The following is a 13,354-nucleotide window of genomic DNA, read 5'->3' as shown; positions in this document are numbered from 1 at the left end:
TAGCTATTTCTGATATAATCCGTTATATTTTTTCCGTCTTTGAAGTACTATTACAAGTTTGCCCCATAGTAATCTTACTATGGGGCAAACCGAGATCAAATTGCATACGATTATAAAATTGGCCGTCTGATTACATCAATAATGGTTCCATCCCGATATTCTACAACTCCGACAATCTCATCGCTTAGCCCAATCGCCTCTGGTTTACCACATAGTTTGTAGGCAATATCCTTAAGCTCATGTATGGACATGATAGGAAGGCCAGAATGTTTTACTTTATCAATGATGTCCAATCGTTTAGGATTAATAGCAATTCCTCGTTCTGTAACAATAGCATCCACTGTTTCACCAGGTGTTACCACCGTCTGAACAGCATCTTTAACCATAGGCAACCGACCACGAAGCAGCGGAGCTACCACAATGGTCAGCTTAGCGCCAGCAGCCGTATCGCAGTGACCGCCGGAAGCACCCATAATCACTCCGTTTGAATCGGTAATCACATTGACGTTAAAATCAACGTCAACTTCTGTCGCACTTAATATCACAGCGTCAAGATTGTTGACAATCGCTCCACTATTATGAGGGTTTGCATAGTAAGAGGCTGACATTTCTAAGTGATTGCTGTTTTTCTTGATGGAATCAATGGCGGGAATATCAAAACTCTGTACATCAAACATCATCTTAAATAATCCTTCTTCCATCATTTCAGCAAAAACACCCGTCATGCCGCCAACTCCAAAGCTACCCGTGATTCCTCTTTCGAGCATCTTTGTCTTGATAAAGCGACCGACAGCCATGGACGCACCACCGCTGCCAAGCTGCATGGAAAAATCTTGCTGCAAGTAACCCGAATAGTCCAGCACATCAGCAGCATATTTGGCAATGAGCAATTCTTTTGGGTCTTTCGTATAACGAAGAGCACCGGAAGCAATACCAGTTGGATCACCAATACTGTCTACTACAACAATATAATCAACCTGCGTTTGTGGAATGCTGATGGGAAATAAAGGGTGAGGCATTAGATTATCTGTAATGGCTACAACTTGATCCGCATACGCTGCATCTTGTATGGCATACCCAAGAGAACCGCAGGCAGACTGACCTTGAATTCCGTTAATATTACCGTAGCGATCGCAGGCAGGAGCACCAAGGAAAGCCACATCAATATGAATGGCACCACTTTCAATTGCCTGCGCCCGACCACCATGGGAACGGATGTGCAATGGTTTTTTCAAATGACCTTCTGTTAAAAACCGCCCCATTTTCCCTCTGGCACCACTTGTTTCGATTGCGGTAATTACCCCCTGCTCAATATAAGGAATCAGTGCATCATTGACCGTATTAAGTGAGCTCGGGGAAAGGGTAATATCTCGAATCCCCTTTTTCGCAATTGCCTCAACTACACGATTTAAGATCCGATCTCCATTACGAAAATGGTGATGAAATGATATTGTCATACCGTCTTTGAGTCCTACGGCATCAATGGCAGTTTCAATGGAAGCTAAAAGTTTATCCGCCCGCGGTAAGCATGTAGTTAAAGTTGCCCCTGCAGTCCGTCCAACAGGTTTATAAGCAAACGCACCGCCAAAGCCAGTCACTTTCCCTAGTCCAGGTATAAAATCAGGAATTTCTCTTCCGATAGAGTTTTTCATTTTTATTTGCCCCCTTTCCCAGCAGCAGCTTTCGCATAGGCCAAGGTACGTTCTGCCCGTGCTACAATCGGCAGATCAATCATTTTTCCGTTGAGTGAGATAACCCCTGATTTTTTCTCAAGGGCTTCTTGATAAGCAGCAAGAACTCTTTCAGCGTGATCCATTTCTTTCGCCGTAGGCGCAAAGAAATCATGAACGACACTAACTTGACGAGGATTTACAACGGATTTACCATCAAAGCCCATTTCTTTAATGAGCTCAAGTTCCCTTTTAAATCCTTCTTCATCATTGATGTCAGAAAAAACCGTATCAATACACTGGATACCAGCTTCCCGAGCTGCCAGTACCAATTGTCCTCTGGCCGCTAATAATTCTCGTCCCAATTTACTGCGCGTCGTTTTTAAGTTGGCAATGAAATCCTCTGCACCAATAGCCAATGCTACCATCCGAGGACTCGCTGCTGCGATTTCATAGGCAAAACGTAAACCTTTGGGAGTTTCAACAGCAGCCATCATTTTAATTGATCCCGCAGGGAATTTATTCTTTTCTTCTGCTTCACTAATGAATTCATCAATTTGGCGAATTTCCTCTGGTCCTTGAGCCATAGGCAATCGAATTAGATCAGGCTTTGCTGGTAGTACTCTTTTTAGGTCATCCCAACCAAAAGGTGTACTAATGTGATTGATCCTAACAGCTACTTCTGTACCGTAATTCAGTTCTGATATAGCTTGAAATACAAGATTTCTAGCAGAATCTTTCTCAGTAATTGCTACGGCATCTTCACAATCTAGAATAATCGTATCAGCACCATAAATGCCGGCATTTAGAAGCATTCCTGGATTGTTACCAGGAACGAACATCATGCTTCTTCTTAGCTTTTCCATTGTATCCTCCTCACTCTCCTGCCCTTTCTAATGCTGTTTTTACGCGTGCTTTAATTGTACAATCTAATGCACCTTTGTCATTAGCATAGACCTGCACATCCTCAATTCCATGAAAAACTAGTGTTTCTATTATAAGATTTTTGATATGTTTCCCATATTGCTGCAGTGTAGGACTCACTAATTCTACTTGTATTCCAGTTGCAGCTTCAGCTGGCATCAGAGAAATCAAAATATCACTTGATTCAACTGTTCCGGCTTGTGCTGCTTTAAGTAGCTTACTCATCAAATATTCTCCTCCAATCTTTTATTCCCAGGATAAGCGGCTTCTGATTGATGTATTTACCATAAGCCCAGCAGCTTCCAGTAAGGAAGACCAATACCAATCGTCACCAGATAATGAACCATTACTACGACTGTTCCAACTTTCCACCATGTAACTTGATCAACGTAACCTGCTCCATAAAGAACTGGGCCAGCAGCACCGCCATAATGAGTTACAAGCGCACCCCAAGTTAAAGAAATCCCAAGTAAGAGTGCTAAAGGCATCGCTGGCAAATTTGCAGCAACTCCTAAAGTAAATAACACAGGCACGAAAGAAGTTGCATAAGCAGCTGTTGATGCAAACGCATAACGTACAGCAATAGAGATGAATAATATGAACGCAAATACAAGGTAATGATTATATCCTGAAAATTGAACATATGTACCAATAGCACCAGCAAGTGAAACAAAAAACTTAGCTTTACTTAAAGAAGTCGCTAATCCGATTATTCCACCATACCAAAGGAAGGTACTCCATGCATTTCCTGATTTCAAAATTCCTTCCCAAGTAATGATTCCTGTCAACAACGCTGAACTAACAAATGCTATAGAAATAGCTGCAGCGTCAAAGTGAGTAAATTCCATGGTAGACCAACCAATTACTGCGGCTATAAATAATCCTGCTAGAATTTTTTCATTTTTAGATACAGCTCCTAAGCGGAGTAATCCCTCACGTGAAATTTCACGATAATTATCAATCTTCTTTATTTCTGGTGGATAAATCTTATACACCAAATAAGGAATTATAGCTAACACTAGCATCACGGGCACAAATGCCGCATAGGCCCACGTTAACCAAGTAACATCTACATGCAAAATATCTTTTGCAAAAAGTACCACTATAATATTCGACGCAGTAGCAGTGACAAAAAGACATGATGTTGTCATGCTAATTTGATATGCCAGCAAATTTAGATAAGCTCCGATCTTCCTGCCTGTTTTCCCCGGCTCAGATCCTAATGTAACCGATACACTTTGAAAAATTGGATACACAATGCCAGCAGTTCTTGCTGTATTTGACGGCGTTGCTGGACTAATTAGCGCATCAGTGAGCGCAAATGCATACCCCAGACCAAGAGTCGATTGACCAAGTTTACCTATTAAGATATAGGCAACTCGCTTTCCTAACCCCGTCGTCGAAAATGCTTGACTTAATGTAAATGCTGTAAACACCAGCCATGCTGTGCCATTACTAAATCCACTCAATACTAAATCCATTTTTTTCAGCCATAGACTAGTTATACTAATTGCAATAAGCATGATAACCGGCTCCGGTACTGGTCTTAACATAATCCCCAGTATGGCGCCAACATAAATTGCAAATAAATTCCATGCATCTTGTGTAAAACCACTTGGTACTGGAATAAGTAATATCATCACTGGAAAAAAAATAATCATAATCCATTTAAATAACTTTGTATTCATCTTTAACCTACCCAACAAGATATTTTATTTAGTGCTTACAATATTAAAAGGATCGGCCATTCCGATACGCTTGACCACTTCTTTGCAATCATTCATTGTCCTTTTCATATTAAGTAATTTCATCGCTAAGTCATGAGGGGCTGACTGCCCCTCCTTTTTAACTATAAAGGCATAATTATATACTAACAGATTTCATAATCTTAACTATTCAACCGTAATCGGCTTGCGAGTCATGAACAAAGAAATGAGAGATCCAATTACAATCAGCGCACCTGCCAGATAAAACGCGTTATCAAAACTTCCAGTCGTCTTGACAATATATCCCGTCACAATTGGCGCCATCGACCCGAATAAGTTGCCACCAAGCAACAGTATCCCAAAAGCTGTTCCAGCGACAGCTGGAGTAGCAACAAGGTCATTCGTCAGGGTCATATTAAGTCCAATTGTGGAGGAAAGAAATGCCTTAACCAAGGTAATGATTACTAAAATTGCAACAGGACTTTCCACCATTGTAGTACACACGAATATACTGGATAACACCATAAAAACAACTACCATTGTACGGCGATGACCTTTCAAGACTTTTTCAGGAGTTAACAGCGTATCACTCATTTTACAGACTACTATTCCCAAAACCCATGCACAGACAAAGGCAACAGAACTCATAACACTTGCTTTCATCAATTGTAAATGTTTTACTTGAACCAAATATGTTGGCAGCCAAGTAAGTATCAAATACTGAGTGTACATAATGCATCCTTGAGACAAAGCCAATCCCCACATAGTTTTCTGCTGCAATAGACGCCAGAGGGTTCCTTTGGGTATACCTTTATCGGCAGTTTCCTGATTACTGTCAGTATTGGCTACAATATAGTCTTTTTCTTCAGATGATAGTAACGCAGAATCCTGCGGTTTGTCCCGAAAATATTTCAGCCAGAAAAACAGCCAAATAAAGCCAACTGCACCCGTTATGATAAACGACATGCGCCAACCATAATCCAGGACTAACCAAGCTACGAGCGGCATTCCGATAGCCGGACCGGCCTCTGCTCCCGATCGAGCCAACGCAGTTGCCAAACCACGCTCTTGGATCGGAAACCACTGACGAACTACTTTACTGCCAGATGGCATGGTGGAAGCTTCACCTGCGCCCAGTGCCAACCTTGATGCCAGCATTGTTCCAAAACCGTTCGATATTCCTGTAACCATGGCAGCTAGTGACCAAAAAGAAATTGAAAAAGCATTCAATTTACGTGCACCGATCTTATCAACAAAATAACCAATGGGCACTAAGGCAATTGCGTATGCCCAAAAAGCAGATGATAACATAATCCCCATCGTTGCCGAGTCCCAACCAAAATCCTTAATAATTGCTGGAGCAGCAACAGACATGCTGACACGATCAATGTAGTTAATTAGCGAAGCAAAAAACAACAAAATCATAATATAAAGTCTTTTACCTCGCCAAAGGGATTTCACTTTTCCATTTGCAGATACATTTATATTAGTAGATACATTCATCTTAGCCCTCCTATAATGTTATCTCTCTTATGCATATACTAAATTGTTACACAATGATAAGGCAGCACTTTTTACTGTTTATAATATTTCTTCTTTTTGCAGCCAAGTCTGTTCAATGACTAACTCTAGATATCTAGGTGAATCCGTATTAGCTACCCCTGCCGGAAGAATGATTGTTTCATGAGCGGCAGTTAACGCTATGATCCTATCCTCTGTCACTTTAAGCATACGGTCATGACCAGGAACAACTACTTCAGCAATATCCCTAATTTTCTTAATACTTTGAGCATTCAAAGTCGGGTCTAATGCTTTAGCAACTTTACCAGTTGCCAGTTCTGCTATATTTTTTACTGCATCTCCAGTTAATACAGTAACAGGCATATCGGAATCCCGTAAAACCAAAGCCATACTCCCCGGCGTATGGCCAGGAACTAGAAGAGTCTCCACTCCAGGTGCGATTTCTCCATCCTCAGTAACCAGTTCTAATCGGCCTGTTTTTTGCACTGCCGGGTATAAAAATTGAGGAACTGCAAAATCACTCGGTTCCGTTTGTATCCATTCTGCCTCTTTTGCATGCATAATAATTCTTGCATTTGGAAAATAATCATAATTTCTTACATGGTCATCGTGAAAATGACTAAAAACCAGCATAGTTATTTCATTTGCATTTACACCAATTTTTTGTAAGTGGCTGCGGATCGGATTACGTTTACTTGGTCCTCCTGTGTCAAAAAGTATCTTTTCATCCCCACTTTCAACATAAATAACTGAGCTCCAGCTTAATGATCCGCTAGCTGTCTTTCCTGGAAAACCTTGAACAACAACTTCCATCTTCATGATGCATATACCACCTTATTTGTTGATTTTTCTATTTTTTAATATGGAAACGCTGTAGAGCAACACTCTTACGCACCATCGTACAACTGCTAGGATAGAGTCCTGATTGTGGTGAATGAGCTTGCCTCTTAAGTCGTAAGATAACGTTTTATCAGGGCAATAAATGTGATGCCAGCTCCGAAATCTATGATTTTAAAAGCAATTTGTTAATATACTCTCTTGTCGCGTTTGCACTTTCCAAAAGCTTGGCCCGTTTCCGATCTGCCTGTTCTTTTTTTAGCGCAAATTTTAATGTTTCGGTCGCTCTATCTTGAGGAACTACTACAACACCATCAGCATCTCCAATAATAATATCCCCAGGATTAACGACTACTCCTCCACAGCAAATAGGTATATTCACTTCACCAATACCTACCTTATTACTAGCAGCAAGCGTATTCCCTCTGCAAAAAACCGGAAAATCAGTTTCCTTTATACCAGCACTATCCCGAACAGTGCCGTCTACCACGACTCCAGCCAAACCTAACACCTTAGCGGCACCTATCATAAAATCACCAGCTATCGCATTATACTGATAGCTCCCGATATCTACGACTAAAACATCTCCGGGCTTTGCCAGCACCAAACCTTTAAGGAATATCAAATTGTCATTAGCAAGAAGTTTTACCGTACAGGCAGGCCCACTTATCTTGTATGTCTCTTTTAATGGCTTTATAGTAAAATCCATATTGGTAAGCCCTTTAAGACTATCTGAAATGCATGTGGCAGGAATTTTTAGAAATTGTTCGTAAATACTCATAATGAATTCCTCTCATAAAATAATCCTACAGGCAAATGTGACCTAGAAAGCAGCTTTTTATATTTCCAAATATTTACACAATTCATTACATTCTTAAGAACATTATAGATATCATTTCTAGCAACGGGAACTATTTCCCATTGCTAGAAAATCATTAACAGAATGAATTATATTACTTGTTCTTCGGACGAGCCAGGGAAAGAGGCGCTTCTCCTGCTGCTACTCGCTGTATGTTCTCCCACGCGAAAGACATGCGTCGGCTCCAGCCTTCATATGCATGCCCAGCTATGTGGGGGGAAAGTATTACATTCTCAAGTGTTAGCAATGGATCTTCTGGTGAGATAGGTTCTTTGTGAAACACATCCAGTCCAGCACCAGCAATGCGTTTTTCTTTGAGTGCTGTAATCAGTGCCTCCTCTTCCACAATTTCAGCGCGACTCGCATTGAGAAGGACGGTTGTCGGTTTCATCATCTGCAATTCTCGTTCTCCAATAAGTCCACGTGTTTCTGGAAGTAACGGAAGGTGGATCGTAATAATATCCGCTTCGCGCAGCAGCTCATCTAAAGAAACTTTACGGGCACCTAACTCTGTTTCTAGCTCAGGCGCAGCGCTCGCATCATAATACAGAATATTTGTCTCAAAAGCCTTTAGACGCTTGGCTACTTTTTTACCAATATTTCCTGCTCCAAGTAAACCAACGGTTTTCCCTGCTACTTCAAAAATGTCATATCCAGTGACTGCTTGCCGCCACTTTCCCTCACGAACTGACCGATCACATGCAATGAGTTTCCGGTAGAGACCTAACAACAAGGCAATACTGTGTTCGGCAACAGCCCAAGCGTTGGCACCACCATTGGTAGCCACTGGAATATCAAGTTCCCCTGTGACTTTCAGGTCAACCTTATCATAGCCGGCAGTGAGAAGTTGGAGAAGCCGCAGTGACTTGCCCTCTTGCAAAACACTGTCAGAAATTTCTGCAGGATGAAGTACCACAAACTCTGCTTCCCGAATTAGTTCTGCTTTTTCCTTATCACTTAGACTGTTTGAATGACAGGACACTTCAAAACCTTCAGGCATCATCCCTCGGAAAATATCTGTTACGTGTTGATTAAGTCCACTGAAAAATAACACTTTGTTCATATTGAATCTCCTCGTACATTTTTTTAGTTACCAGCGTAATAGTTAATGAGGCATCCTGCCAGAATAATATCCCGATCTTCTTTCGCAAGATTCTCCAGTTTAAGTTCCAGAGCAATTTTACCTCTTTCATTGATTACAAATGCTTGTACTTTTTCTGCGCCAGTTTTAATACTTTGACGAATGTTAGGAATAAAAATATAACTATCGGCAGCTATCTTTTCAATATCTGCAGGATGAATTGTGAAAGGAATCATACCCCAATTGATTACATTACTTCGGTAACGTTTCGTGGCATACTCGATAGCAATATTAGCGTCTCCTCCCAGCACTCTTTGACAAGAAGCAGCCTGTTCTCTAGCGGATCCATCACCTGGCTTTATAGCAAAAATAACGCTGCCAAGACCTGTATCTTTAATGAGTTCCTTCAATTTAGCAGTGCTGAGTTTTTCCGCCGCCAATATCGTCTGGAAGGTATTTTCTACTTCTTGCTGTTCCCCCTGTTCTGTGAGCAATTTTTGCCGTTGAACTTCTAGCTTTTGTACAGCTTTTGCCTTGCCGACATAAGCTGGATCTTTTCTAGAAAGTGTGAATTCAGCAAGTTTGAAAGGGTTTGATCTGTAGGAAGAAGTTTCCCCTGAAGGAATCAGCTCATCCGTTGTAGTAACTGCGTCATGGATGACCGAAACCACTTGAAGCAGTAAGTTATTCGGAAGCGGTCTAATTTCCGGCCAATTGGCAATACCAGGACCATACTTAAGATTTTCTTCCAATCTAGGCTGGCTAAACCCTTGATATACCCGATTGGTGTACGATTGTTTATCGAATTTATATTCCACAGGAGTATCACTGTACTCTACATCTGTCGCTGAAGTCAACAGCCCTCCATTTATAGCTGTGGCCGCTATGGAACGTGCATCCATCAACGCTACCGATGCAATTTGCCCATTATCGGGTTTAGATCCTTCCCTATTCGGAAAATTCCGCGTAGCATGTCTGATGCTTAGCCCATTATTAGTTGGCGTGTCTCCTGCACCAAAGCATGGACCACAAAAAGCAGTTCGAATAATTGTACCTGCCTGTATCAATTTCTCCATAGAGCGATTGGCCATGAGCTCGGCAAATACGGGTTGACTAGCCGGATACACACTCAAAGAGAAATTCCCATTACCAGTGGATTTTTGCTCTAAGATTTGGGCTACAGCTGCGATATTTTCAAAAGTTCCGCCTGAGCATCCTACTACAACCCCTTGGTCAACCATAAGATGTCCATTAACTAATTTATCCGTCAATTTGAATTGCAGCTTTGAGTTTTCTAGTTGTTTGTTTCCTTCCACTTCAACCTTATGAAGAATATCTGCAGCATTACGATTGAGTTCTGCTATGGTATAAACATTACTTGGATGAAAAGGAAGAGCAATCATAGGAACAATTTTATTTAAGTCTACTTTAACTACTCCGTCATAATAACTCACTTCACCCGGTTCTAGTTTTTGATAGGCTTCAGGCCGTCCATGAATTTTAAAGTATCTTTCTACCTTTTCATCTGTTTGCCAAATAGAAGATAAACAAGTTGTCTCTGTCGTCATTACGTCAATGCCATTCCGAAAATCAACACTAAGATTCCTCACCCCCGGTCCTACAAATTCCATTACTTTATTTTTAACGAATCCATCTTTAAAGACTGCTCCAATAATAGCCAATGCCACATCTTGAGGACCTACTCCTTTAATCGGTTCTCCTTCGAGATATATGGCTACGACTTCAGGACAAGGCACTTCATAGGTTCGTCCTAAGAGCTGTTTTACAAGCTCCGGCCCACCTTCACCAATTGCCATAGTGCCCAGCGCACCATACCGGGTGTGACTGTCGGAACCTAGAATCATTTGCCCACAGCCTGCCAGCATTTCACGCATGTATTGATGAATTACAGCCATGTGGGCTGGAACATAGATTCCACCATATTTACGCGCCGCTGAAAGTCCAAAAACATGATCATCCTCATTAATCGTTCCGCCTACAGCACCAAGACTATTATGACAATTCGTTAAAACGTAAGGTACTGGGAACTCCTTAAGCCCACTGGCTATTGCCGTTTGAATAATCCCCACATATGTTATGTCATGAGAAGTTAGTGCATCAAATTTCAGCTTTAAATTATGCCAATCTTCTGAGGTGTTATGCTTATTCAATATTTTATTGGCAATCGTACTTGCCTTAGCTTGTTCTTGCTTAATTACCTTTTCAGACAAAGGACTAACCCCAGCATGGACTAATCGCTGATTTAATTCATCAATATTTAACTTATCTGCATTTTCTACTATGAGCCTGCCTTTTAATAAATAAGCTCCTTTTCTTATCAAATCTACCATCCGATTACACTCCTTTTCTCCACTAGTGCCCTTTTACTTACTTTTTTTATTTTTATTTTTAACCCAGTTAATCCGCCCTCCCACTTTTACCGCATCGATATCTGCCTGGCACAACGGGGTAGTGACTGGTATCTCCAGCTTTTTCGTCTCGTTTTTAAGAATATATTGTTGACCAGCCTGCAAATTCGCTGTATCAAGTGTTAGCTGATCTCCTTGGTTAATATTGTCATAGTCTGACTCATTAACAAAAATGAGCGGCAAAAGTCCCCAGTTCACCATATTGGCAAGATGAAGTCTAGCGAACCCTTTAGTAATAACAGCTTTTATACCAAGGTATCTTGGAACTATGACAGCCTGTTCACGACTAGAGCCTTGCGCATAATTAGATCCTGCGACAATAAATCCATTACCCGCTTGTCGAGCACGCTCCGCAAAACTTTCATCTAACACCTTAAAAGCATGATTGGATATCTCAGGTATATTGGAACGAATTGGCAAATACAGAGCCCCTGCTGGGCAGATATGATCTGTGGTGATATTGTCCCCAGCCTTTAATACGACTTCTCCGCTGGTAATATCATCCATAGCTGACATTTCTGGAATGGGTTTAATATTAGGCCCACGACGAATGCCGATATTTTCCGGTTCAGATGAAGGGTACATAAACATATCCGTATCATCAATAAATTTTTCAGGCATCTCATACACAAATGGCGAAAGATTAAGCTCGCGCGGGTCAGTTATGACACCAGTAAGAGCAGAAGCAGCAGCCACCTCAGGACTAACTAGGCAAGTATCGGCTGAGGCTGTGCCACAGCGCCCCAAGAAATTACGCGGAGTTGTCCGGAGAGAAACTCCATTACTCTGAGGAGCAAATCCACTTCCATTGCAACCACCACAAATCGGTTCAAAAATACGCACTCCTGAAGCTAAAATTTTATCATAAGCACCTCGAGCAATACTCTCACGCACCACAGTACGGCTGCTAGGATAGAGTCCTGCATCTACATTGTGGTGAATGGGCTTACCTCCCAGAATGTGAGCCATTGACATTACATCTCGTAATGAAGTATTCGTACAACTGCCAAACATAACTTGATCAACGGAAGTCCCAGCTACTTCCGATACAGGAACCACTTTATCCGGCTGATGAGGCAGAGCAATTAGCGGCTCAAGAAGGGATAAATCAATTGTGATGACTTCATCATATACTGCATCTTCATCAGCTGCTAACGGCACCCATTGTTCTTCTCTTCCATAAGCGTACATCCACTGTTTTGTAATTTCATCACTAGGGAAAACGGATGTGGTAGCACCTGTTTCCGCCCCCATATTCGTTATAGTCGATCGTTCTGCAACATCAAGAGTAGCAACTCCCGGTCCACTATACTCAAGAATCTTACCGACACCACCTTTAACCGAAATGCGGCGTAATACTTCTAATATAATATTTTTTGCAGATACAAACGGCTGCAGTTTACCCGTCAGATACACATTAACAATCTTAGGCATGGTTAAATAAAATGGCTCACCAGCCATGGACATAGCTGCATCAAAACCACCTGATCCAATTGACAGCATTCCCACTCCACCAGCAGCAACCGTATGAGAGTCACAGCCTATTAGTGTTTTGCCTGGTACAGCAAAATGTTCTAAATGAAGAGAATGGCAAATACCACTTCCTGGGCGAGATGCAATAATCCCAAACTTAGCTGCTATGTCTTGCTGGTATCGATGATCATCAGAATTTTTATAATCAGCCTGTGTCATATTATGATCGGTGTAATGTACTGACAATTCAGTTTTGACTTTTTCTAATCCCATGGCTTCAAAGGCCAAATAAGCCATAACTCCATTTAAGTCATGCGATAACGTTTGATCAGCACGAATTCCTATTCGCTGCCCTTTTATCATTTCTCCGTCTACTAATGCAGTAACTATTAATTTTTCAACAATGGTCAATCCCAAGTTTAATTCCCCCTGTTTTAAGAATGCTCAAACTTTAAGCTCATTTAAATTCAGTTAATGTTTATTGCAAAATGCGTGCCAACTCATTAAACCCTTTAAAATCAGGTACTTTCAAAAATTTTAGATCTTGATTTCACTTTCAATATGAAAAAAGCAATTTCATTTCATTAAAAACCCATAATGTTTCACACTTTATATCATTTGTTTCATTATAGGATGACACCCTGCTCTTCAAGCTTTCTAGGCAATTGAGTATACCTCCATATTTGAAATATATTCCTTAGCCAGAAACTCAGCGGGATTTTAACCTGTCTGATAACGCCTCATGGTGAACAAAAGGAACTGTCTCAAAATAGGTTTTTAAAACCTATTTGAGATAGCTCTTTCTTTGTATCCCTAACCGAATAGGGTATTTTCTCTTTTTTGCGAATTAAGTG

10 protein-coding genes are annotated in these 13,354 nt (G+C 41.1%); all 10 read right to left on the bottom strand.

What is annotated here, in order from left to right:
* Positions 1-110: 110 nt before the first annotated feature.
* The 10 genes from citF to BMZ99_RS20135 all read right to left on the bottom strand — a co-directional run bounded on the left by citF (position 111) and on the right by BMZ99_RS20135 (position 12,917).
* The gene (citF, locus tag BMZ99_RS20180) at positions 111-1,652 is read right to left on the bottom strand and encodes a citrate lyase subunit alpha (RefSeq protein WP_090941969.1); all 1,542 of its coding nucleotides are present in this window, start codon (positions 1,650-1,652) and stop codon (positions 111-113) included.
* 2 nt (positions 1,653-1,654) lie between these two features.
* Entirely contained in the window at positions 1,655-2,536 is an 882-nt protein-coding gene (locus tag BMZ99_RS20175) for an aldolase/citrate lyase family protein (RefSeq protein WP_090941966.1), read from the bottom strand.
* Between the two features lie 10 nt (positions 2,537-2,546).
* Positions 2,547-2,819 (bottom strand): citrate lyase acyl carrier protein, encoded by a 273-nt coding sequence (citD, locus tag BMZ99_RS20170; RefSeq protein WP_090941963.1) that lies wholly within the window; start codon positions 2,817-2,819, stop codon positions 2,547-2,549.
* Positions 2,820-2,875: 56 nt separating this feature from the next.
* Complete coding sequence (locus BMZ99_RS20165; RefSeq protein ID WP_090941960.1) at positions 2,876-4,282, bottom strand: DASS family sodium-coupled anion symporter; 1,407 nt, start codon at positions 4,280-4,282, stop codon at positions 2,876-2,878.
* Between the two features lie 204 nt (positions 4,283-4,486).
* Complete coding sequence (locus BMZ99_RS20160; protein ID WP_090941957.1) at positions 4,487-5,803, bottom strand: MFS transporter; 1,317 nt, start codon at positions 5,801-5,803, stop codon at positions 4,487-4,489.
* A gap of 78 nt (positions 5,804-5,881) precedes the next feature.
* On the bottom strand, positions 5,882-6,640 hold the full coding sequence (locus BMZ99_RS20155; RefSeq protein ID WP_090941954.1) for an MBL fold metallo-hydrolase: 759 nt from the start codon (positions 6,638-6,640) through the stop codon (positions 5,882-5,884).
* Positions 6,641-6,824: 184 nt separating this feature from the next.
* Complete coding sequence (locus BMZ99_RS20150; protein WP_090941952.1) at positions 6,825-7,439, bottom strand: RraA family protein; 615 nt, start codon at positions 7,437-7,439, stop codon at positions 6,825-6,827.
* A gap of 172 nt (positions 7,440-7,611) precedes the next feature.
* Positions 7,612-8,580 (bottom strand): 2-hydroxyacid dehydrogenase, encoded by a 969-nt coding sequence (locus BMZ99_RS20145; protein ID WP_090941949.1) that lies wholly within the window; start codon positions 8,578-8,580, stop codon positions 7,612-7,614.
* Positions 8,581-8,603: 23 nt separating this feature from the next.
* Positions 8,604-10,949, bottom strand: coding sequence for a hydratase (locus tag BMZ99_RS20140; RefSeq protein WP_090941946.1), 2,346 nt, complete (start codon positions 10,947-10,949; stop codon positions 8,604-8,606).
* A gap of 33 nt (positions 10,950-10,982) precedes the next feature.
* Positions 10,983-12,917, bottom strand: a complete 1,935-nt coding sequence (locus BMZ99_RS20135) for an aconitate hydratase (protein ID WP_090941944.1) — start codon at positions 12,915-12,917, stop codon at positions 10,983-10,985.
* Positions 12,918-13,354: the final 437 nt, after the last annotated feature.

The organism is Pelosinus propionicus DSM 13327, assembly GCF_900114615.1.
Classification (GTDB): Bacteria; Bacillota; Negativicutes; order DSM-13327; family DSM-13327; genus Pelosinus; species Pelosinus propionicus.
Note: the sequence above shows the minus strand (reverse complement) of the source record. Positions and strands in the feature narration are given on the sequence as shown.

Bases quoted from the DNA above. Each gene is read 5' to 3' on its own strand.
- BMZ99_RS20175 (WP_090941966.1), bottom strand. From the start codon at position 2,536: ATGGAAAAGCTAAGAAGAAGCATGATGTTCGTTCCTGGTAACAATCCA.
- BMZ99_RS20155 (WP_090941954.1), bottom strand. From the start codon at position 6,640: ATGAAGATGGAAGTTGTTGTTCAAGGTTTTCCAGGAAAGACAGCTAGC.
- BMZ99_RS20145 (WP_090941949.1), bottom strand. From the start codon at position 8,580: ATGAACAAAGTGTTATTTTTCAGTGGACTTAATCAACACGTAACAGAT.
- BMZ99_RS20165 (WP_090941960.1), bottom strand. From the start codon at position 4,282: ATGAATACAAAGTTATTTAAATGGATTATGATTATTTTTTTTCCAGTG.
- BMZ99_RS20160 (WP_090941957.1), bottom strand. From the start codon at position 5,803: ATGAATGTATCTACTAATATAAATGTATCTGCAAATGGAAAAGTGAAA.
- BMZ99_RS20140 (WP_090941946.1), bottom strand. From the start codon at position 10,949: ATGGTAGATTTGATAAGAAAAGGAGCTTATTTATTAAAAGGCAGGCTC.
- citD (WP_090941963.1), bottom strand. From the start codon at position 2,819: ATGAGTAAGCTACTTAAAGCAGCACAAGCCGGAACAGTTGAATCAAGT.
- BMZ99_RS20150 (WP_090941952.1), bottom strand. From the start codon at position 7,439: ATGAGTATTTACGAACAATTTCTAAAAATTCCTGCCACATGCATTTCA.
- citF (WP_090941969.1), bottom strand. From the start codon at position 1,652: ATGAAAAACTCTATCGGAAGAGAAATTCCTGATTTTATACCTGGACTA.